At 61.7% G+C, this 21,836-nt stretch carries 22 protein-coding genes and 1 pseudogene; 16 read left to right on the top strand and 7 right to left on the bottom strand.

Annotated features, from left to right (window positions below; translation table 11 throughout):
* Positions 1 to 72 precede the first annotated feature (72 nt).
* The 3 genes from RWT78_RS03855 to RWT78_RS03845 are packed head-to-tail and all read right to left on the bottom strand — an operon-like array spanning position 73 to position 1,943.
* Positions 73 to 480, bottom strand: coding sequence for a hypothetical protein (locus tag RWT78_RS03855; RefSeq protein ID WP_144245833.1), 408 nt, complete (start codon positions 478 to 480; stop codon positions 73 to 75).
* Positions 477 to 614, bottom strand: a complete 138-nt coding sequence (locus tag RWT78_RS03850; RefSeq protein WP_156888948.1) for a hypothetical protein — start codon at positions 612 to 614, stop codon at positions 477 to 479. The genes RWT78_RS03855 and RWT78_RS03850 overlap by 4 nt, the downstream gene beginning before the upstream one ends.
* Positions 615 to 659: 45 nt before the next feature.
* A complete protein-coding gene (locus tag RWT78_RS03845; protein ID WP_003943177.1) occupies positions 660 to 1,943 on the bottom strand; it encodes a CdaR family transcriptional regulator in 1,284 nt (427 codons plus the stop codon).
* 136 nt (positions 1,944 to 2,079) lie between these two features.
* On the opposite strand from RWT78_RS03845, the gene RWT78_RS03840 reads away from it, so the two are divergent.
* On the top strand, positions 2,080 to 2,955 hold the full coding sequence (locus RWT78_RS03840) for an SGNH/GDSL hydrolase family protein (protein WP_314674064.1): 876 nt from the start codon (positions 2,080 to 2,082) through the stop codon (positions 2,953 to 2,955).
* 52 nt (positions 2,956 to 3,007) lie between these two features.
* Positions 3,008 to 4,384, top strand: a complete 1,377-nt coding sequence (locus RWT78_RS03835) for an MFS transporter (protein ID WP_003942962.1) — start codon at positions 3,008 to 3,010, stop codon at positions 4,382 to 4,384.
* 52 nt (positions 4,385 to 4,436) lie between these two features.
* Here RWT78_RS03835 and RWT78_RS03830 read toward each other — a convergent pair whose 3' ends face one another.
* Together RWT78_RS03830 and RWT78_RS03825 are read right to left on the bottom strand one after the other, a co-directional pair.
* The gene (locus RWT78_RS03830) at positions 4,437 to 5,651 is read right to left on the bottom strand and encodes a Tat pathway signal protein (protein WP_314674061.1); all 1,215 of its coding nucleotides are present in this window, start codon (positions 5,649 to 5,651) and stop codon (positions 4,437 to 4,439) included.
* 38 nt (positions 5,652 to 5,689) lie between these two features.
* Positions 5,690 to 7,018 carry a lipase family protein gene (locus RWT78_RS03825; RefSeq protein WP_314674059.1) on the bottom strand — a complete coding sequence of 443 codons (1,329 nt, stop codon included), beginning with the start codon at positions 7,016 to 7,018 and terminating at the stop codon, positions 5,690 to 5,692.
* Positions 7,019 to 7,174: 156 nt separating this feature from the next.
* On the opposite strand from RWT78_RS03825, the gene RWT78_RS03820 reads away from it, so the two are divergent.
* The 3 genes from RWT78_RS03820 to RWT78_RS03810 are packed head-to-tail and all read left to right on the top strand — an operon-like array spanning position 7,175 to position 10,623.
* On the top strand, positions 7,175 to 7,924 hold the full coding sequence (locus tag RWT78_RS03820) for a succinate dehydrogenase cytochrome b subunit (protein WP_314674057.1): 750 nt from the start codon (positions 7,175 to 7,177) through the stop codon (positions 7,922 to 7,924).
* A complete protein-coding gene (locus tag RWT78_RS03815) occupies positions 7,925 to 9,877 on the top strand; it encodes a fumarate reductase/succinate dehydrogenase flavoprotein subunit (RefSeq protein WP_314674056.1) in 1,953 nt (650 codons plus the stop codon).
* Positions 9,874 to 10,623: a succinate dehydrogenase/fumarate reductase iron-sulfur subunit gene (locus RWT78_RS03810; protein ID WP_314674054.1), complete on the top strand. Its 750-nt coding sequence runs from the start codon at positions 9,874 to 9,876 to the stop codon at positions 10,621 to 10,623. The genes RWT78_RS03815 and RWT78_RS03810 overlap by 4 nt, the downstream gene beginning before the upstream one ends.
* 3 nt (positions 10,624 to 10,626) lie before the next feature.
* Here RWT78_RS03810 and RWT78_RS03805 read toward each other — a convergent pair whose 3' ends face one another.
* Positions 10,627 to 12,138: an anion permease gene (locus RWT78_RS03805; protein ID WP_314674052.1), complete on the bottom strand. Its 1,512-nt coding sequence runs from the start codon at positions 12,136 to 12,138 to the stop codon at positions 10,627 to 10,629.
* A gap of 685 nt (positions 12,139 to 12,823) precedes the next feature.
* Between RWT78_RS03805 and RWT78_RS03800 the strand changes: the two genes are divergently transcribed.
* The 11 genes from RWT78_RS03800 (at position 12,824) to RWT78_RS03750 (ending at position 21,642) form a co-directional block, all read left to right on the top strand.
* The gene (locus RWT78_RS03800) at positions 12,824 to 13,282 is read left to right on the top strand and encodes a transglycosylase family protein (protein WP_277921636.1); all 459 of its coding nucleotides are present in this window, start codon (positions 12,824 to 12,826) and stop codon (positions 13,280 to 13,282) included.
* 85 nt (positions 13,283 to 13,367) lie between these two features.
* A complete protein-coding gene (gene lepB / locus RWT78_RS03795; protein WP_003942848.1) occupies positions 13,368 to 14,111 on the top strand; it encodes a signal peptidase I in 744 nt (247 codons plus the stop codon).
* Between the two features lie 106 nt (positions 14,112 to 14,217).
* Entirely contained in the window at positions 14,218 to 14,571 is a 354-nt protein-coding gene (locus RWT78_RS03790; protein WP_314674048.1) for a glyoxalase superfamily protein, read from the top strand.
* A gap of 55 nt (positions 14,572 to 14,626) precedes the next feature.
* Positions 14,627 to 15,676 (top strand): saccharopine dehydrogenase family protein, encoded by a 1,050-nt coding sequence (locus RWT78_RS03785; protein ID WP_003943071.1) that lies wholly within the window; start codon positions 14,627 to 14,629, stop codon positions 15,674 to 15,676.
* A complete protein-coding gene (locus tag RWT78_RS03780) occupies positions 15,673 to 16,257 on the top strand; it encodes a TetR/AcrR family transcriptional regulator (protein ID WP_003943180.1) in 585 nt (194 codons plus the stop codon). Before RWT78_RS03785 ends, RWT78_RS03780 begins: the two co-directional genes overlap by 4 nt.
* A gap of 21 nt (positions 16,258 to 16,278) precedes the next feature.
* Positions 16,279 to 16,905 (top strand): SMI1/KNR4 family protein, encoded by a 627-nt coding sequence (locus RWT78_RS03775; RefSeq protein ID WP_003942920.1) that lies wholly within the window; start codon positions 16,279 to 16,281, stop codon positions 16,903 to 16,905.
* A complete protein-coding gene (gene galT, locus RWT78_RS03770) occupies positions 16,902 to 18,002 on the top strand; it encodes a galactose-1-phosphate uridylyltransferase (protein WP_003942938.1) in 1,101 nt (366 codons plus the stop codon). Before RWT78_RS03775 ends, galT begins: the two co-directional genes overlap by 4 nt.
* Positions 18,002 to 19,132: a galactokinase gene (galK, locus tag RWT78_RS03765; protein WP_065455025.1), complete on the top strand. Its 1,131-nt coding sequence runs from the start codon at positions 18,002 to 18,004 to the stop codon at positions 19,130 to 19,132. The genes galT and galK overlap by 1 nt, the downstream gene beginning before the upstream one ends.
* A gap of 119 nt (positions 19,133 to 19,251) precedes the next feature.
* Complete coding sequence (locus RWT78_RS03760) at positions 19,252 to 19,701, top strand: Rrf2 family transcriptional regulator (protein WP_042446409.1); 450 nt, start codon at positions 19,252 to 19,254, stop codon at positions 19,699 to 19,701.
* A gap of 31 nt (positions 19,702 to 19,732) precedes the next feature.
* On the top strand, positions 19,733 to 20,926 hold the full coding sequence (locus tag RWT78_RS03755) for a globin domain-containing protein (protein WP_314674037.1): 1,194 nt from the start codon (positions 19,733 to 19,735) through the stop codon (positions 20,924 to 20,926).
* Positions 20,927 to 21,018: 92 nt separating this feature from the next.
* Entirely contained in the window at positions 21,019 to 21,642 is a 624-nt protein-coding gene (locus RWT78_RS03750) for a LysE family translocator (RefSeq protein WP_314674035.1), read from the top strand.
* A gap of 3 nt (positions 21,643 to 21,645) precedes the next feature.
* On the opposite strand, the pseudogene RWT78_RS03745 reads toward RWT78_RS03750, so the two are convergent.
* Positions 21,646 to 21,836 (bottom strand): annotated as a pseudogene (locus RWT78_RS03745) (phenylacetate--CoA ligase); the annotation flags it as partial.

Genomic DNA, 21,836 nt, shown 5'->3' with positions numbered 1-21,836 from the left:
CGACTTTTACTGTTGACTTACCGTCACACAGACTAAACATGAAGGTTTCACAACGATTTGGCTTCGAAACCGTCATCTACCAGCATCTCGAATCGACGCGCCTGCCGCGTTACCGATCTGAGCTGCAGCATCCCCGAGCAGGTCGGCGACACTGAACGGCAACAATTCGTTGTTGCAGATCACGATGTTGCATCCGGGTGTTCCTGCTCGCCCCGTCCCGACCATCGTGTCGAAGATCAATTCGGGGTTCGCGAAGCCGACGAGCTGTGACGGATCGTCGATGAGCGGACCACCCGACCCATGCACGGGAGGCCCGACGTACGGCGGCGGTGGAACGTCCACGATCGAAGCGACGACAAGCCGCAAGAACTCCTGGAGATAGAGATCCCGAGGCGCGTTCTGCCACACCGGATGCGAAACATACTTGCTCACCGGCGCATTCACGGAGTAGAAGTCCTCGCCCGCGTTCACCCAGGTCAAGAAGCCGTACCCCCATTGGACGGAGAGGGCGCGGACAACTCGTCGAGGTAGGCGGAGTCGATCAACGTCTGATCACGCCACGCGCCTCGTTGCACCATCAGCTGACCCAGTCTGGCCATGTCTCCCGGCCGCATTGCCAATCCGAGAATCAGACACGTTCACAGAGAACCACAGACGCATCACGTTTGGGAAGAGTCAGCCTCCATTCCGAGCGCGCGACGCGCTCCCAGCGCCATGGTGACCTGTACAAGATCTTTCGGTGACGACAGGTCAAGTCCCGTCAGGGAACTCGCTTTACGCAGGCGGTACACGACCGTGTTCGGGTGTACGTGCAACTGCCGAGCCGTGGTAGCTCGATCGAATCCGGAGTCGATGAAAGATTCGAGCGTCTCGAGCACGGCAGGATCGGACTCCAACCGCGACAACACATCTGCGAGGATCGGCAGCGCAGCGCTCGGGCGGGTCAGTTGATACTCGACTGCAAGATCCTCGAGACGCACGACCCCACTTGTACGGCCGTACTTTCGGGCAACGTTCAGCACCTCGCGCGCCTGCGACACCGCTGCGGGAATTGCCGGCGGTGCCGCGACATGTACGGCGGCAACCGTCGATGCACCGATGACCTTCTCGAGATCACCCAATCGTCGACACAATGAAAGATACTGCGGACTCGACGCCCAGTTCCCCTCAGCGGGTTCCGATTCCACAATAGGAATCAGTACGGCTCCGCCACTGCTCCCGAGCACCCCGAGCGCTTTGTCACGCCCCACCTGATCAAGCTCTCGTTGCAGGTGGCGCACCTTTCTCCGCTCGGCGACGGCAGTGTCCACCTCGGTCGAGGACTCGTCGTCATTCCGTTCGACGTGCAGCGCCACCACCCAGTACAGGCGCGCCAACCTGATGCCCACATCGTCGGAGACCCGATCAACATCGACACCCGTCGAAAGTGCTACGAACAATGACCTTCGCGCAGAATCCTCGTCCGTCTGGGTGGCATGGTCGGAACCGTAGCCGGCAAGAACCGCCGACGCGGAGGCCGCGGTGTATGCATTCAGGAGTCGTCCGGTGCGGGCAAGTGCGACACCGTCTTCCGGGACCGCCCATTCGCTGATGGTCTCCCACCACAGCCCGGCTGCCAAGTGATATGCCCGCAGCACCTCACCGAGCGGAACCAATTCCTGAGCCCGTTGGCGAGCCGATTCGCTGATGTCGGCGAGCAGCTCGGGCGCCAGATCGGCGCCGGTCCGCAGCATCGAAATGAACAGTTCCAGATTGCGCCTCACGATGGTGGTGACGTCGTTACGCAATGCCTCGTCAGGGAGCAACCGGTAGAAGGTGACGTCGCGGTGGACCAGATCGACTGTCTCAATGACCAGTGGATGGGTGCGTTGCGCCAGTCGGTCGGCCAGAGATCTGCCACCAACCAGGATCGGCTCGAACGGCAGATCTTTGTTTCCTGACACAAAACCCTCCACAGAATTGAATTGCCACCACAAGGCCGACCTGCCTTTTTCCTATCACTATGTAACCCACGCCACTCACGAATTCACAATCGGCGGCGTAACTGGAAGTACCACCTTCGACCAATAGGAGCCTCGAGTGACGTGGAAAACGCGCAGCGCAGCCATTCTGGCAGGCGTCGTGGCTGCCGGTTCGATCGCGGCTCTCGGGACCGGTGTGTCGAGTGCCGAGACAGCGGTCAGCACTATCCAGTACGTCGCGCTCGGCGATTCCGCGGCGGCCGGCCCACTGGTCACCGCGCAGGACTCGTCGTCACCGGGCTGTCTACGATCACTCGACAACTACCCGTCCGTGGTGGCGCGAGAACTCGGCGCTCAACTCACGGATATGACCTGCTCGTCGGCGCGATCCGCCAGCGTCACGGACACCGCACAATCGACGTTCTCCGGTCAAGTATCACCGCAGGCAACAGCATTGGGGCCTGATACCGACCTCGTCACCATCACCATCGGTGCCAACGACATCTCGTTGTTCCCGACAGTTCTGAGCTGCGTCAATCCACTCCCCGAACCCACCGGAACGTCCTGCCGTGACAAGTTCACCTCCGGTGGCGTCGATCAACAGCGACAGATGATCGAAAATGCGTCCACAGGTTGGAGTTCCATGATCGAAGTCGCGCAGGATCGAGCACCGTCGGCGCGCATCGTCGTGGTCGGATACGGAACATACATCCGTGGTGGCGGCTGCCCCGGCACTCAGCCGTTCTGGCCGCGCGACGCCGACTATCTCCAGAGTGTGATCGACTACGGCAACACGGTCATGGCAGCAACTGCGGCCCGTCACGGCGTCGAGTACATCGACATCACCGAAACCACTGCCGGGCATGACATCTGCACGGACCCTGCCACTGCTTACTACACGGGAATCGTCCCTACCCAGCCGGCGGTTCCACTGCATCCCACTGCGGCCGGGATGCAGGCGATCGGGAAAACGGTCGCCGACGCTCTGTCCTGAGCTTCTCCCCCAGCACAATTCATTCAGCACTCGCGAAAAGGGTGGAACAATCATGTCAATTCAACGAGACGCTCCGCCGCTGCCGTCCGTCGACGGCGCCCCTGTCGGAACACGCGACAAACTTCTCGGCGGCACACTCGTCGCACTGTTTCTCGCAAACATGCTCAACTTCTTCGACCGGGCGATCCCCTCGGTCGTTGCCGAGCCGATCAAGAACGAGTTTTCGCTCAGCGACTTGCAATTGGGATTGATCACCTCTGCATTCACCCTCGTCTACGCAGTCGCAGGACTGCCTCTGGGCCGGTTGGCCGACACGAAGAACCGTCCCAAGATCATCGGGATCGGACTCCTGGTGTGGAGCGGACTGACGGCAGCAACCGGTGCCGCCGGCAGCTACGTGCTGTTCATCCTCGCGCGTCTCGGCGTCGGTGTGGGCGAAGCGACCTTCACACCCGCAGCAAACTCGATGATCGGCGATATCTACCCGGCGGAACGACGCTCACGCGCACTTGGTGTCTTCATGCTCGGTTTGCCAATTGGCCTCATGCTCGCCTACTTCACCGTCGGCAAGATCGCCGAGGCATTCGACAGCTGGCGTGCACCGTTCTTCCTCGCGGCGATTCCCGGTGTCCTGCTGGCAGTCGTGCTCTACCGCATGGCAGATCCGGTTCGTGGTGGTTCCGAAAGTCCGGAGGCCCGCGCAGCCGCTGTTTCACAGGCACCGATCACCCGCCCGATCCGTCGTCTGCTCGCAATTCCCACGCTTCGTTGGCTCATCCTTGCCGGGCTGACGTTCAACTTCGCCGCCTACGCAGTGAATTCGTTTGTCGTCCCACTGCTCATGCGCCAGTACCACCTGAAACTGACTGCGGCGGCATCGGTCACGGGCATCATCGTCGGAATCACGGGCCTGATCGGATTGCTTCTCGGCGCTCGCTACGCTGACAAGGCCAGCGCACGCTCACCGCGCGCACGGTTGATGATCGGTGTCGGAACCTCGGCATTGGCGGCACCTTTGACGGCGCTGGCACTGTTGCAACACGGCGGAAACGTCGTGATGTTCACGCTCTTGTTCTCGGCCGGGTGGCTTCTGGCCTACGGCTTCTACATCAGCGTCTACCCTGCCATTCACGACGTCGTGGTTCCCAGGCTCCGCGGCACTGCGACTGCGTTGTTCTTCGCTGCCATGTACCTTCTCGGCGGATTCTCCGGACCGGTTGCCGTTGGCGCGATCTCGGACTGGTTCGCCAAGCGTGCACTTGCAGATGCCGGTACCGGGAAGTTGGCTCAGTACGCCGGCGACGGGTTGAACTCGGCCATGTATCTCGTGCCGATCATGTTGGCACTCACCGCGGTATTCATCTACCTGGCTACCCGCACTGTCGGCAAGGACTCCGCGCGCATGCAAGCGGAGCTGAGCCAGGCCTGACCGACAAGTTCACGGGCGGTGGCGGGACCCTGAGGCCCCGCCACCGCCGAGTTCAGTTGACCGTAATCGCCAGAGTCGACAACATGGACCGCAACATGTCCGGCAAGCGAGCGATCATTCGCTGCTCGGTTATCCGAACGGAGACGGGCGCGGCCAGCGTCGCTCGCCACAGTTCCGGTTGATTCTTCATCAGGTTGTTGTAGACCGGGAGCAACTGATCGTTGATGTAGGTCCAACGACCATCCCGGTCCGCCCAGTTGAAGTCCGGAAGCGGCGTTTGCACAACAGCATTGCCCACCGCGAACGAGAGCGGGTTCGACTCGCGTGGCGGCACGACGCCAGGCATCGACGGTGATGCGGCGAAGGTGGTCAGGTAAGTCAACGAGCGACCAACGCTGCCGCGGTAGGCCTTCGCCTCGTCCCACTGATCACCCACCGACTGGTACTGCTCCCTTCGCAGCAGACGCACATTGCCGTCGAAGACCGATTCCGGTGTCCCCGAAGCAATGTTGTTCCACGCGATACGGGCGTTCTCGTCGAGCAGCCCTGCGCGATCGAGTTCGGCGATACCGTCGACACCGTCGTGAACCCACGCCATGTGCATGGGAATCAGGTCCGAGAAGATGTGTTTGCTCATCGCAATCACTTTCCCCTGGAACCACATCACGTCCTCGGGGCGAATCTCGTGGCCGACCTCGAGAAGTGCCGCAATGTCCTCGGGTGCTCCCGTCGACGATGCAACCGGCGACCCGATGCGGTCGATCTCTCGCCACACCAGTGCCATCGCCTCACTGATCGCTTGGACTTCCAGCACAACCCGCCCGTAGTCCAAGTCGAGGAGTCCACCGGCGAAAGCGGGCCCGACCATTCCTCCCATACCTGCCCACTGCAGTTCTCGATGCTCGAGCTGGAGTCGCTCGTAGAACTGGAAAGTGTTGGTGAGGTTTCCGAGATTCGCGTGCACACCGTCGAACGGAGTCCACGTAGCGAGATCGATACCTGCCGACTCCGTCCCGACCGCGAGCCAGTACTGCTTGAGCAGTGTCTGATAGCGATGCGGATCCACTCCCGAGGCTCGGGCGGTATCCACCAAAGACCGCAGCGTCGCGGAATCCGATGGCAGAGAAGGATGCAGACCGCCCGTGGCTTCGGCGTTTGCGTTCACTGCTTCCAGGTCGAGGTACCTGTCGAGCTCACCAGTACCCGCGGACGCCCTGCCTCCCAGTACGACGGCACCGCCGATACCTGCCGAAGCAACGAGAACCATGCGCGCAAAATCCCTGCGCGTCAGAGACTTCCGCAAGCTCATCGCCCCTCGGCTTCGTCGAACGTCTTTGCCAGCCAGGCGATGTCCTGCATACCCAGCTGATCGGTCACCGTCTTGTACAGGTTGGTCACGTAATCGAGCGGCCCGCACTGCGACGGGAGCAGGTCCACGTTGCCGCCGTCTGCTCGATATGTCTGCGCCAATTGCTCTGCCTCACTGAAGGGAACGAGAAAGTCGTCCTCACAGGAAGAAATCAGAAGCTTGGAAGCCGGCGCCTGCTTTCCCAACGTGTTGTCCGCGTACGCCGCGGCCAGCGCAGGGATCGTTCGGGGCGAAGGGTTGGTGAGTAGGACGTCGAATGGAACGAATGGGAGTCCGAGGTAGAGCGCCTGGCAGGACGCGCGGAAGGCTGCGGCGACGTTGTGACCGATCGGAGTCAGATGATCGTCGAGCCGAACGTCGGGGTAGCCCGCGTCGAATCCGAGAATGCTCGAGAAGACGAATCCGGAACCGATCCCACCGGCCGCTGTTTCCTCGAACGTTGCCGGGTCGATCATCATCGCCTGAATGGCACTGGCCTGGACGTTCAGTTCCGGCGCATATTCATGAGCCTGTTCCGCGGCAAAGCCCGCTGCGACACCGCCTCCGGCGACACCGTAGATGCCGACAGGGGTGTCTGATTCGAGGCCACCTTCCGGAAGCGCGAGTGCTGCCCGAACGCCGTCGAGCGTTGCCTTCCCTGAGAACTGTCCGATCGAGAACGGATGGGGAGCAGTGTCGCCGTCGTTGCCGACGTCGCTCATCATCACTGCCCAGCCGTGGCCGAACATCTGAGCCACCGGGCCGAGCGCCGAGAACATCGCCGGGTCGCTCTGATTGCCGCCGGTCCACTGGTGACTTGGTGCGCAGTTCGCGCCGAGGCTGTCGTTCGCCTCGGCGTATCCGATGATCTTGCGATCACCTGGCACAGTTCCGTCCTCGGGAATCATTAGAATTCCGGTGCTGATCACCTGCCGACCGAAGTGATCAGTGGTGGTGTACATCAGTTGGTGAGCCGAGACCACGTCGGGGCGGACCTGGTAGACCTGCACGCTGACCGGACGCGCTTTGAGAAGTGTGCCGGGGGCGGTACCCGGCTCGATTTCGGGTTCGTCGAACCACGGATCATCGGACGAGAGCCCGAGTGGAGTCAATTCGGTGGAAATGTCAGCGCCTTGGAGTGCCTTCACGACCAACGGATTGAACACGTCGGCCAGGTCGACGGTCTCCTGCGCACCAGCCGGCGACCCCACCGCAAACAAGGCCACTGCCAGGGCCGATGCCGTTCCGGCGCGCCATGACCACCGTCGCCACGTCGAGTCAAACATCGTTCACGAGTTCCTTACTTTCGGGTAATGAGCACCCCTACACTCCCATTCACCTGCATTAACAGACAAGTCGGGCACCCATCCGTTGGCCGAAAACCCCGATCGGGCTTAGGCTGACGGCACCTGTCCGGCAAGTCTGGCGTGGGAGGTTTGTCTGTGAGTGCTCCGACCCGTGTATCGCGAGCTACCGGCGATTCACTCCAAGCTCGACCGCGGCCGTCCAACATCACGTGCAAGATTCTGATGGCCGTGACAGGACTGATCTTCGCCGCTTTCGTTCTCGTCCACATGATCGGAAACCTGAAGGTCTACACCGGTGCCGATCACTTCGACGACTACGCACACTGGCTACGAACGGTCTTCGAACCCTTCCTGCCCTACGAGGGACTTCTGTGGATTCTTCGCATCGTCTTGCTCGCGTCATTGGTCGCACACGTCTGGTGTGCCTGGCTGCTCACCGCCCGCGGACGCCGAGCTCGAGGAAGATTTCGACGTAAAGGTCTGGGAATCAAGTCCTTTACAGCGCGCACGATGCCCGTCACCGGAGCTGTGCTGCTGCTATTCGTCATTTTCCACATACTCGACCTCACGACCGGAACCCGACCCATCGGCAGCAGCGAGTACGAAGCGGCCACGCGCACACAGAGTTACGCATACGACAATCTGATTGCCAGCTTCGAGCGTCCGCTGGTGGCAGCGTTCTACATCGTCGCGATGGCTCTGCTGGCAATGCACCTCGCGCACGGACTCTGGAGCGCGGTCAACGATCTCGGCGTGACCGGCCAACGACTACGCCAGATTGGCGTTGCACTCTCCGGAATCTTTGCGCTCGTCGTGATGGTCGGAAACATGTCGATCCCCATCGCGGTCATGACCGGCGCCATCTCGAAGACAGGAGCGTCATAAGTGAACAGCTTCGAACTCGACGATCTGCGCAGCATCGGGACACCGGTGGACGGTAAGGTCCCGGCCGGCGATCCGGCGACGGCCTGGCCCACTCGCAAACTCGACTACAAGCTCGTCAGCCCACTCAACCGGCGCAAGTTCACGGTCATCGTCGTCGGTACCGGCCTCGCCGGCGCGGCCTGCGCCGCCTCCCTCGGTGAACTGGGCTACCACGTCGAGTCCTTCACCTTCCACGATGCACCCCGCCGTGCACACAGTGTCGCCGCGCAAGGAGGCATCAACGCTGCTCGCGCTCGAAAAGTGGACAACGACAGTCTCGCCCGCTTCGTGAAGGACACCGTCAAGGGCGGTGATTTCCGGGGCCGTGAGGCCGACTGTTTCCGTCTCGCCGAAGAATCCGTACGCGTCATCGATCACATGAATGCCATCGGGGCACCGTTTGCTCGTGAGTACGGCGGCACTCTGGCCACCCGATCCTTCGGCGGCGTTCAGGTGTCGCGCACGTACTACACGCGCGGGCAGACAGGCCAGCAGTTGCAGATAGCGTCGTCGCAGGCACTGCAACGTCAGATCGCAGCCGGAACGGTCAACCTACACACCCGAACCGAGATGCTCGATCTCATCGTTTCGGACGGGCGAGCACAAGGGATAGTCACACGCGATCTCGTGACCGGTGAGATCGGCGCCACCACAGGCCATGCCGTCGTACTGGCATCCGGCGGCTACGGAACCGTATTCCACAAGTCCACGCTTGCGAAGAATTCCAACGCCACGGCCGCGTGGCGAGCGCACCGACGCGGTGCGTTGATGGCTTCACCCTCGTTCATCCAATTCCATCCGACGGCACTTCCCGTCAACTCCGAGTGGCAGTCGAAAACCATTCTGATGAGCGAATCCCTGCGCAACGACGGCCGGATCTGGGTACCGGCCAAGCCCGGAGACGATCGTGAGCCCGGCGACATTCCCGAAAACGAACGCGACTACTACCTCGAGCGCAAATATCCGGCGTTCGGGAACCTCTCTCCCCGCGACGTCTCTTCACGGGCCGCCCGCGAGCAAATCGACTCCGGTCACGGCGTCGGCCCTCTGAAAAACAGTGTGTACCTGGATTTCCGCGATGCGTTGGCACGGCTCGGCCGCAAGACCATCGAGGAGCGGTACGGGAATCTGTTCTCGATGTATCGCGATGCCACCAGCGAAGACCCGTACACGGTGCCGATGCGCATCGCCCCTGGAGCCCACTTCACCATGGGCGGACTGTGGAACGACTACGACCAGATGACCTCCGTCCCCGGCTTGTTCGTCGGTGGTGAGGCAGGCTGGGGATACCACGGGGCCAACCGCCTCGGCGCCAATTCGCTGCTCTCGGCCTGCGTCGACGGCTGGTTCACCCTCCCGTACGCGATTCCGAATTATCTTGCGCCACTACTCGGATCAGCACCTCTCGAGCTTTCCGATCCCGCAGTGACGTCGACGCTCACTGACGTGAGGGGTCGGGTGGACCTGCTGCTCTCGGTCGGCGGAACACACGGCCCCGACAGGTTCCATCGACAACTGGGCGAGATCCTCTATGCGGGTTGCGGTGTCACCCGAACGGCCGAGGGCTTGACCAAGGCGATCGCCGAAATCCGCGCACTGCGAACCGATTTCTGGTCGAACCTGCGAGTTGCCGGCAGCGGAAACCAGTTCAACCAGGAGCTGGAAAGGGCCGGCAGGGTAGCCGATTTCCTCGAGCTCGCCGAACTGATGTGCGTCGATGCTCTCGATCGTGACGAGTCCTGTGGAGCGCACTTTCGTGCCGAACATCAGACTCCCGACGGCGAAGCGCAGCGAAACGATCAGGACTGGTGCTTCGTCTCCGCGTGGGAAACCGCCCAGGACGGCAGACACGTTCGACACGACGAGCCGTTGTCCTTCACCGCTGTTCCACTGCAGACGAGGAACTACGTATGAAAATCACCGTGGACGTGTGGCGCCAATCCGGACCTGAGTCGTCCGGCGCATTCGACACCTACCAAATAGACGACGCGACGGTGGAGATGTCGCTGCTGGAGCTCCTCGACCGACTCAACGACCAACTCGTGGAGAGCGGCAACGAACCCATCGCCTTCGATTCCGACTGCCGAGAAGGTATCTGCGGGTCCTGTGGCATCACCGTCGATGACCTTCCCCATGGGCCGGTTGCGAACACTCCCACGTGCCGTCAGCACCTGCGCAGCTTCTCCGACGGTGACCGAATCAAACTGGAGCCATTCCGCTCCGCAGCCTGTCCCGTGGTCCGAGACCTCGTCGTCGATCGCTCTGCGCTCGACCGGGTGCTCGAAGCCGGTGGATACGTATCGGACAATGCAGGAACCGCGCCGGACGCAGACAGTCAGCCGCTCTCGCATCAAAGTGCCGAAGCTGCACTGGACTTCGCCGCGTGCATCGGCTGCGGCGCTTGCGTGGCAGCCTGCCCGAACGGTGCCGCGCACCTCTTCACCGGGTCCAAACTTACCCACCTGTCTCTCGTCACGCAGGGCCGCAACGAACGTGGCAAGCGGGCCCGAGCGATGTCGCACCAGATGGAGGCCGATTTCGGGCCGTGCTCGACCTACGGTGAATGTGCGCAGGTGTGTCCCGCGGAGATACCGCTGACCGCGATTGCCGCTGTCAACAAGGAATCGATGCGATTCGGATTGCGGCGCAAGGACAACTGATCGTCACCAGGCGCCGATCAGCTTCATCCACGCGCCGCCGATGATCGTCCAGATCAGGATGATCACGACGCTCATCACGAAACCGATTCGGAACCATTCCGAGGTCTTGATGTATCCGGAACCGTAGATCACTCCGGCCGGACCGGACGCGTAGTGCGAGATACCGCCGAACAGGCTGCCGATGAAGCCGAACACCAGGGCTGAGAACAGCGGCGGTGCACCGGTTGCCACCGCCGCGCCGAGAAACACCGCGTACATCGCGACGATCTGCGCGGTGTTCGACGCAAACAGATAGTGCGCGTAGAAGTACACCAAGGTCAGGATCGCAAAAGCCCAGATCCACGGCAAACCGTCGACGCTCGAGGAGACCTGGGTTCCGATCCACGAGATCACGCCGAGTTCTTCGAGATGGCTTGCCATACCGACCAGAACGGCAAAGAACACGAGCGTCTGCCACGCCCCGGTGTCGTGGACCAGGTTGTTCCACGTCAGCACCTTGGTCACCAACAGGATGCCGATTCCGACGAATGCTGTTGTAGTGGCATTGACGTTGAGCTGCGAGCCCAGGCACCAGAGCACCAGCAGCAGAACGAAGGTGGCGGCCATGATCTTCTCGTTGCGGCTGATCGGACCTGCCTTGCGCAGTTCCTCCCTGGCTTGCTCGGGTGCTTTCGGAGTCTTCAACATCGTGGGCGGGAAGATCTTCGACATCACCCACGGGATCGCGATGAGACTCGCAATTCCCGGAACCGATGCTGCCAGCGCCCATTTGCCCCACGAGATGTCGATGCCGATCTTGGCAGCCGCATCGACGGCCACAGGGTTACCCGCCATGGCGGTGATGAACATCGCGGAGGTCACGACGTTGACTTGCAGCGACGTGAGCAGCAGATATGCTCCGAGCTTCTTGCGAGAGTCCTCGGGCTCGGGATTGGAGTCCTCCAACTTGCTCAGCGAGACGATGATCGGATAGACGACGCCACCCGCACGGGCGGTGTTCGACGGCGTCGCCGGAGCAAGTATCAAGTCCGTCAACGCCATTCCGTAGGACAATCCGAGACTCGACTTGCCGAGTTTGGTCACGAACATGAGCGCAACCCGTTTGCCGAGTCCAGTGACCAGAAAGCCCTCGGCAATGAAGAACGATGCGACAATCAGCCAGATCGTGGTGTTACTGAAGCCGGACAACGCTTCCGTCGGCGTCTCGGTCTGAGTGATCATGGCGATCGACAGGCCTACCAGCGCCACAGAACCCGTCGGCAGAGGCTGCAAGATCAACGCCACGATGGTGCCGACGAAGATTCCGAGCATGTGCATGCCCTTGGGATCCACACCGTCCGGAACAGGCATGAAATAGATGATCAAGCCGAGGATGACGGGCACCGCAGCCGGGTAGTACCGCCTGAGCACCGATTGTTTCGACGGCTCGGCCGGCGGTGTCTTGGACGGCGGTGTCTTTGCCGGCGGCGTTGTTCCAGCGAGAGACTCGGCGCTTTCGGATTTGGCCTCGGACATCTGCATCTCCTCGACTTGTCGCCCCAGGTGATCGCCCCAGATCATTGTCCCCCAAACGTCCGGTTTTCGTGCGGTCAATCGAAGTTCGAGAGAATGCCCTCCTGCGTTATCCGATTCTCTGGATTCCGCAGGAGGGCTCATCCCCGGGCGCAGACTGCGCCTCTCGGGGCGCGACACATCTCCCTCAAAAGGGTGCGCCAATCGATCATCAGAAGGCGCCGGCGTGCCGCAAGCTTGGACCTCGAAGAGATCCTGTTTCGGTGTTGCCTCAGCATGCCGATCGGTGCTCGTCCGCACACGGGTCGAATGGCCTGTTCGTCTACCTGTTTCCGCTCAGCACCGAGTACACCGACGTTTGTGTCGGCCTACAAAACAGGTATCCCACCGGGTAATTGAGCCGTTGTCGGCAAACGTGCGTGGCCACCAATCTGGTCATACCTCGGAACCACGATCCGGCGACGAGTGCCTGCACACCGACCACCTCAATCACATTTCAGCACTGACGATTTCGAGTGCCGCGATATGCCGCAAACCGCTGCAGCGCCAGGCCGAGCCGAGATCGCTGTCCCCTCAGACCGATCAAGGAAAAATCATGGGAATTCACCGGAAAAACAATCGTTCTCACGCCAAACGATTCGTTACGACAGCCGCAGGAGCAGGCGCTCTCGCACTTGCCTGCACAATCGTGACTACGAGCGTAGCCAGTGCACACGATTGGTCGCAGGTTGCCGTGTGCGAGAGTTCCGGAGACTGGAACATCAACACCGGCAACGGCTTCTACGGCGGACTTCAATTCACGCAGTCGACGTGGGATGCATACAAACCGGCAAGCGCACCGGCCCGCGCCGACTTGGCGTCGACGGCCGATCAAGTCGCCGCTGCGGAAGCAACCCTCTCAGCTCAGGACATCGGCGCGTGGCCGGTATGTGGCGTCTACCTCGGCTGGGGCGGCACCACCCCTGATTCGACCACCTCGGCTCCATCATCGGAAGATTCAGCGGGCGACACGGTGACAGTCTCCGAGGGCGATACACTTTTCGACCTTGCTTCTGCGAAAGGGTTTCGTTGGCAGGATGTTTGGGCAAGGAATGCCCGGATTCCCGATCCCGACCAGATCCGCGTGGGTGATGTGATCCAATTCTGAAGCAAATCGGCCGACAAAGTAGACCCTCGAATCGAGAACGTCGGTATCGGGCCGACGACTGGTTGCGCCATCTATTGTCGGGAGTGTGACGGAATCCGACGCCCACGAGGACTCGACCGACTCCACTGAATCGGCAGTGGCCGATCACCCGAGGAAACGTCCACTGTGGCGTGAGATTCTGATCCTCGTTGTCGTCGCACTTGTCCTGAGTGTTGTCATTCAGAACTTCGTCGGACGCATTTTTCTGATCCCGTCGGAGTCCATGGAACCGACACTTCACGGATGCACCGGCTGCACGGGAGACAAGATCCTCGTCGACAGAATCAGCTATCGATTCGGGGATCCGCAACCTGGGGATGTGGTCGTGTTCAAGGGACCCGAGTCCTGGAACGACGAGTACAAATCCATTCGATCCGACAATTCGATTGTTCGCGCGTTTCAGGGACTCGGGTCCATCGTCGGCTTGGTTCCGCCGGACGAAAACGACCTCGTGAAGCGGGTAGTCGCGGTCGGTGGCCAAACCGTACAGTGCCTGTCCGAGGAAGAGGGGCTTCGAGTGAACGGCAAGCCGCTGACCGAGCCGTACATCGACAAGCGCATTCCGGGCAACGGTACCTCTTGTCAAGGAAGGTATTTCGGGCCGGTCACGGTTCCCGACGGGAACCTGTGGGTGATGGGCGACAACCGCGCCCATTCGAAGGATTCACGTTTCCATCTCGATGACGAACACAGTGGAACGGTGCCGATCGACAATGTCATCGGCAAGGTTCAATTGATCGTCCTTCCCTTCTCGCGGTGGGGAACTGTGAGCTCGTTCGATCCGCAGTGACAGATCGAATCAACCAGGTGGCCCGCATCTTCGGACGGCACAGTCGACATGGCTCCGCTTTCGGACGATCATCGAGCGCATCTGTTGCCGAGGGTAGGAGAACCACATGCGCGCTCGACGCATCACCGCCAATCTCAAAGTCGCCGATGTCGGAACCGCCAAGAGCTTCTACTCCGACTTTCTCGGCCTGAGCACCGAAGAGTTCAACATGGGGTGGGTCGCTCGCTTCACCTCTCCCGACACCGGCGCGAACGTACAGCTCGTCACGCACGACGCCACTGCAGCCGAGGACTCGGCCATCTCAGTCCACACGGACGACGTCGACGACGCCTACGAAGAGGCCCGCAGGCTCGGCTACGAAATCGTGCACCCCATAACGACCGAAGAGTGGGGTGTTCGCCGATTCCTCGTCCGGGCACCCGATGGCAACGTCGTCAACATCGTGCGACACCGGGACTGAACAGCGGAAAGAACCCCATTCGAGGTTTTAGGTCATTTGACCTAGAGTTAGGTGCATGACCGATTCATTGCAGTATTCAGCCGACGGCCCGATCCTCGTGGCCGGCGGATACGGAACCGTGGGCAGCGCCCTGACAGCGTTGCTCGCCCCCGACTTCCCACTACTCCTCACCGGACGCACCCCCGAGCGAGGCGACGAACTGGCCGGCCGTCACGGCGCTTCCGTCCGCCGCTGGGACCTCCTCGACCCGACACCCTTCGACGCGTCCGTACGCGCGGTCGTGTCGACGGTCAACGATCCCCACGATCGCGTCCTGTCCGCCGCCGTCGAGGCCGGCATTCCGTACGTGGACATCACCCGCTGGACAACCCGCGTCGCTCGCGCCGCCACTCTGGCGGGTCAGAAGTCGCCGAGCGCACCGGTGTACCTGTCGTCCGGATGGATGGGCGGAGTCACCAATATCGTCGCCGCAGCGCTGGCCGAGGAACTGGGTGGCGCGAGCACGATCGACGTCTCGATTCGCTACGACGTCAACGACATTGCCGGGCTCGACTCCGTCGACTTCATTGATCGTCTCGGCCAGGATTTCGAGGTGATGCAGCAAGGAAACCCGATCACCGTCAGCCCGTTGACGGATACACGCTGGGTCGACTTCCCCGGATCGCGCACCAAGGTCGGAAGAATCGACACTCCGGAACAATTCACGTTCCCCATGACCCTGGGCGCCGAAACTGCCAACACTCGAATAGGTTTCAGTTCGAATGCATCCACAACTGCGCTGCTCGCCGCCAAGAAGGTGGGTCTGTTCCGTTGGGGTCGCGGCGACCGCTTCACACCGCTACGACGCGGACTCCTGTACTCGCCAGGCAAGGGCGGGAGCGCGCAAGTACGCATCGATGTCACGGGCCCGAGCGGCACGACAAGCGCGACAATCGTCGACCGGCAGGGCCAGGCTCACCTCACCGCGGTGGGCGGCGCGCTGGCCGTCAGACGAGCCTTGGCCGACGATGCCCGGCCTGGAGTCACTTTCCCCGAATCGCTTCCGAACCCTCGCCGCACCGTCTCCGAGTTGGAGAGCTTCGGGGTGGCAGTATTGCGACCATGACCCTCTCCAAGGGCGCCGCCCGTGCGGCAGCACTTCTCGACGCAGCAGAACAGGTCCTCACTACTCAGGGCAATGCCAACTCGGCAATGCGCGATTTCGCAGCCGCGGCCGGAGTGCGGGTAGGACATCTGCAGCACTACTACCCCACCCGTGCAGATCTGATACGCGCAGTGATGTCACGTGCATTGACCCGCTCACTGGATCGCCTTGCCGTCGTCCCCGATACGGATCAGAGCCTTTCCCGCGAGGAATCCGAACACTTCATCGGAGTCCTGCTCGGAGAACAGGACGACCAGGCCACGGTGCGTCTGTACGTCGAAGTATGGGCCATTGCAGCGGCGGACCAAGAAGTCGCGGTCGTGCTTCGAGACTTCTACGCCCAGTACATCGCACACGTAGAGCGCGCAGTCGCGTGTGCACAACCGGAGCTGGATGCGGCGGAACTTGGCGCGACAGCGCAGACCATCGTGAGCCTGCTCGAGGGTTCCGCAATTCTCCGATCGGGAATCACCGGCCGAAAGTCCGAGGCTTCGGACCGAAAGCTCGTGGACACACTGCAGTACCTGATTCACGGGTCCTGACTCGGACGTATCGTAAAGCCCATGAGCGTTGCAAACGAATGGAGCCGAATCGAAGCGTGGTGCCGTACACACGCACCGGTGACGGCTGCAGCGTTTCAACCAGGACTCGGTGACGCCGTTATCGAGGAATTCGAAGCCTCGACCGGCGTCACGTGGCCCCAGGAACTTCGCGACCTGTATCGGGTTCACAACGGCAGCTTGACCCACGACGACCGGACCGGCCTCTTTCTCGGCAGCGTGCTCCCGGACAAATTCTTCTACCCCATCGACGTCGCAACCGAAGTTCGTCTCACTCTGCTCGAAACGTGGGACGAGATGATCTACGAGAATCCGGACCTCTACGCCGAGGACGAGATGGATCGACACGATCAACGCGACGCAGGCACTGCCGCAACCATGTTCATCCCTTCGTTCGTTCCCTTTGCCGGACTGGACGAGTATCACTACTTCGTCGACACACGCAACGGCGCACTCCATCATTGTGTGACCGAGTATGCGTCGGACGCCACTGACAACGGCGGTCCGGTCTGGGCGTCCATCTCGGTCATGTTGGGCGCCCATGCCGTAGCGCTGGAAACAGGATCAACGATCGGAGTGTGGAAACCCGTTGTCAGCAAGGGTGTTCTGGAATGGGAAGTCGACGCATGACACCCAAGCAGGATCCGACCCGTCGCACCCTCGCCGACGGGCGTCAGATCTTCTACTTCGACGATGCCGGCAGTACCCGCGCCCACTCTGCACGAGATTCCCGCGAATTGCCGGCTCTCGACCACTCGTCTCGGATGAGATTCGACGTTCTCACCGGGGAGTGGATCACCATGGCTTCGCATCGCATGACACGGACACATCTCCCCTCCGCCGCCGAATGTCCATTGTGCCCGACCGACGAAACACGCACGCCCACAGAGATACCCGACGGAGACTACGACGTCGCGGTGTTCGAGAATCGGTTTCCGAGCTTTGCCGCGGCGCCCGAGGAAGACATTGACAGTCCCGGAGACGGTGCGGGCGATCGCCCAGCGGCCGGTCACTGCGAAGTGATGTGCTTCTCGAGCGATCACACGGCGTCCGTCGCCGAGCTTCCACTCGAACGCATGCGCACGATTGTGGGTGCCTGGATTTCTCGGACCGAAGAGTTGTCGGCGGATCCGCTTGTGGAACAAGTGTTCTGCTTCGAGAACCGCGGCGAAGAAATCGGGGTGACACTCACCCATCCACACGGACAGATCTACGCATACCCGTATGTCACGCCACGCACCCGATCGATGCTGACGCAGGCGCACAAACACTTCGAGCGCACCGGTCGCTCACTACTCGCCGATGTTCTGGCGTTCGAGCGCGAGGACAAGGCCCGGTTGATCTACGACGGAGATCACTGGAGCGCCTACGTCCCGACCGCCGCACGATGGCCCATCGAGATTCACCTGGCACCGCACCGAGACGTCCCGGACCTCCCCTCGCTGAACGACCAAGAGCGCGAAGAGCTTGCGGTCGTCTACCAAGATGTCCTACGCCGTATCGATCGCTTCTATCCGGGCGTCGACCGGGTACCGTACATCGCGGCTTGGCACCAAGCTCCCGTCCGCATCAACCGACCTCTGGGTCGACTGCACCTTCAGCTGTTCTCGATCTTGCGCGCACCGGGCAAACTCAAATACCTCGCCGGGTCCGAGTCCGCCATGGGCGCCTGGGTGAACGACACCGTTCCCGAGGCAGTCGCGGCCCGTCTACGGGAGTTGAAATAGTGGATACCGTCTCGAACAATTCTGTGCTCCAACAGTTTCACGCCACCTACGGCTATCCGGCAACCGGAGTGTGGGCGGCACCCGGTCGAGTCAACCTGATCGGTGAACACACGGACTACAACGGTGGATTGTGCCTACCGGTCGCTCTCGAGCAGCGAACACTGGTTGCCGTCGCACTGCGCAGCGACGGGGTCGTCCGCGTGCACAGTCGGCAATCCGCCGAGACGTACACCGGGCCCCTCGGCGACATCGCCACAGGGTGGGCCGCCTACCCCACAGCCGTTCTGTGGTCTCTTGCGCGCAGAGGCCTCCCGATCGAAGGAATCGATCTTGCCGTCGACTCGTCGGTACCGGTCGGGGCCGGGCTGTCGAGCTCCGCTGCCCTCACCTGTTCGGTTGCGTTGGCCGTCAACGAACTTCATGATTCACCTTTCGCCCGCGATGAGCTGGTACAGGTGTGCATCCAGGCCGAGAACGACGGCGTCGGCGCACCGACCGGAGGGATGGATCAAACCATTGCCCTCTTTGCTCAGCCCTCGACTGCGCTCCTGCTGGACTGCCAGGACGGATCCACCGAACCCATACCTTTCGAACTCCACGGTGCAGGTTACGACCTGATCGTCATCGACACCCGGGTCAAACACTCACTCGCAGACGGACAGTACGGAATGCGGCGCTCTCAATGCGTCGCTGCAGCAGCAGCTCTCGGCGTCGGCAGCTTGCGAGAGGCTACAGCAGGCCAGGCCGAGACAGTGCGAGACCCGATCCTCCGGGCGCGGGCACGGCACGTCGTGACCGAGATCGAGAGGACGCGGAAGACCGCAGAACTTCTGCGCAACAGCAGATTCAGTGACGTCGGCGAGCTGTTCGACAACTCGCACGCCTCGTTGCGCGACGACTTCGAGGTCTCGTGTGAAGAACTCGACGTCGCCGTTGCCGCAGCACGACGCGGCGGCGCGATCGGTGCGCGGATGACCGGCGGCGGATTCGGAGGCTCGGCCATCGCGCTGGTTCCGGAAGGAAGCGGAGCGGAGGTCATCGCGTCGGTGAGCCGCGACTTTGCGGCGCGAGGTTGGCGAGCACCCCACTTTCTCGGCGTCGTTGCCGGGGGTTCGGCCGCCCGTCTCTGAGCGAACGGCACGTTCAGCGCACTGGAGGCGCCGAACGTACCGTTCGCCCTGGTTGGGGCACCTCGAGATCCCCCTCACATAAATAGTCATCTCAGATGCGAATTATGTAGGTTCGGGTCATGCAACTGACGCAGTTCACCGATCTGGGATTGCGCGTCGTCATGCGGTTGGCCGTACTCGACGCGGATGCCTCCCCCAGCACCCGGGATGTTGCACAGCAGCTCAACGTGTCGTACTCCCATGCCACCAAGGTGGTTACCCGACTCGGCGAGCTGGGCATCGTCACAACCAGGCGTGGCCGCGGCGGCGGACTGTCCATCACCGAACTCGGCCGCACCGCCACCATCGGCTGGCTGGCCCGACGCCTCGAAGGCCCGGGTGAAGTCGTCGACTGCGAAGGCGACAAACCGTGCCCCCTGCGCGGAGGTTGCCTCCTTCGGAGCGCATTGCGCGACGCCCAGGAAGCTTTTTTCGTTTCACTCGACGCGGTCACGATCGAAGACGTCATCCGGCAGCCGTCCAAAACTGTTCTGCTTCGCCTCACCACTCGGAGCGACGAAGCAGGCTGATCAATCGAATTTCGACCGAACGGAGCAGCTCATGCTTTCCCCACAGTCAACCGAGGTCATTCGCGCCACCCTTCCCGTGGTCGGCGCCGCCATCGGCGATATCACAACCCTGTTCTACCGCAAGATGTTCGACGCACATCCCGAGCTTGAACGCGATCTGTTCAATCGCGGCAATCAAAAACAGGGTGAACAGCAAAAGGCTCTCGCCGGCGCCATTGCGGCATTCGCGACGCTTCAGCTCGAACCGGACAGCGACAAGGTCGATCTCATCCTCTCACGTATCGCCCACAAGCATGCGTCGCTGGGAATCACGCCCGACCAGTACGCAATCGTGCACGAACACCTCTTTGCCTCAATCGTCGAAATACTCGGCGATGCAGTCACTCCCGACGTCGCAGCGGCCTGGGACGAGGTCTACTGGCTTATGGCGGAAACCCTCATCACGATGGAGCGCGGCCTCTACCAACTCGCCGGCGTCGACCCCGGTGACGTCTGGCGCACGGTCAGGATCAGCGACCGCGTCCTTCAGTCCGCCGACACCGTCTCACTGACGCTCACGTCGCTCGACGGTAGCGCGCTCCCCACCTTCGCTCCCGGACAGTATCTTTCAGTCGGGGTTACGCTGCCCGACGGCGCTCGCCAGATTCGCCAGTACAGCCTGTGTTCGATACCGAGCAGCGCGGACTGGCGGATCAGCGTCAAGCGAATCTCCGGAACTCCTGACGGCGAAGTGTCGAACTTCCTCTACAACAACGTATTCGAAGGACAAGAACTCTCCGTCACCACGCCTTTCGGTGATCTCACCATGCCGGATGACAACTCACCCCTCCTACTCGCATCGGCCGGAATCGGGTGCACACCGATGATCGGGATGCTCAATCATCTCGTGGACACCGGCGCTGACCGTTCGGTCTCTGTCATTCACGCTGATCGATCCATTGCGGATCATGCTCACCGCGCAGAACTCAGCACACTCGTCGACCAGATTCCCGCCGCAACCCTGCACCGTTGGTACGAGGATCTCGGCACGCACGTTGCGTTCGGATCGGTTCACGAAGGACGGGCGGATTTGCAAGATATTGCAGTCGAGCCCGATACCCAAGCCTTCCTTTGCGGGCCGATGCCCTTCATGTTGGCGATGCGCGCATCGTTGCTCGAACGGGATGTCCCGGCGCAGAATATCCACTACGAGGTCTTCGGACCGGACAGCTGGGCCAACACCTGAGCGGACCACTGCCTGCGAACTGGACCTTGGCGCGCGACTGCAAACCCTTGTGTACTCGACGAAACATACGCATCGAGTAGTGGGAGACCGACATGATCGCGTCAGCGTCGATGACGGGAGTCGCGCTGATCGCCCTCGCGATGGTTCTGACTCCGGGCCCCAACATGATCTATCTGGTGTCCCGCAGCATCAGCCAGGGCCGCCGGGCAGGTTTGATCTCGCTCAGCGGAGTCGCCACCGGATTTCTGGTCTACCTCGCCGCCACCTGTGCCGGGCTGACAGCGGTTCTCTTCGCCGTACCCGCGGTGTTCACCGCGGTCAAAATCGGCGGCGCCCTGTATCTGGCCTATCTCGCCTGGTCGACGCTCCGACCAGGCGGGAAGTCCGCCTTCGAGGTGGGCGAAGTCGACCGCCACGGCAGCGGTCGACTGTTCGGGATGGGTCTGACCACCAATCTGCTCAATCCCAAGATCGCCCTGATGTACGCGGCGCTCATCCCCCAATTCGTTGATCCCGCTGCGGGACCCGTCTGGCAGCAAGCGCTGATACTCGGCGGAGTGCAGATCCTGGTGGCAGTCACCGTCAACGCGTTGATCGTGTGCTGTGCGGCAGCCGTGTCGACCTTCCTCATGGCGCGTCCGGTGTGGATGCGGGCTCAGAAATGGCTAGCGGGTGGCATTCTCGGAATCTTCGCCACCCGCATGGCACTCGAGTAGTCTTCAGTCCTTAGGACGCTGGTCGATCAGGCGACGCGCTTTGCCGATCGAGCGTTCGAGTCCGCCGGGTTCGAGAACGTTCACCTCGACCGTGACACCTATCTTGTTCTTCACCAGCTTCTGCAACGCGGAAGACGCTGCCGCGTGATCGGAAATTGCCGCGTCAGGGCGAGCCTCGACGCGCACTGTCAGAG

The sequence above is a fragment of the uncultured Rhodococcus sp. genome (assembly GCF_963525155.1).
Taxonomy (GTDB): Bacteria; Actinomycetota; Actinomycetes; order Mycobacteriales; family Mycobacteriaceae; genus Rhodococcus_F; species Rhodococcus_F qingshengii.
The sequence above is the reverse complement of the archived record's forward strand: the minus strand, read 5'-3'. Positions and strand labels throughout refer to the sequence as shown.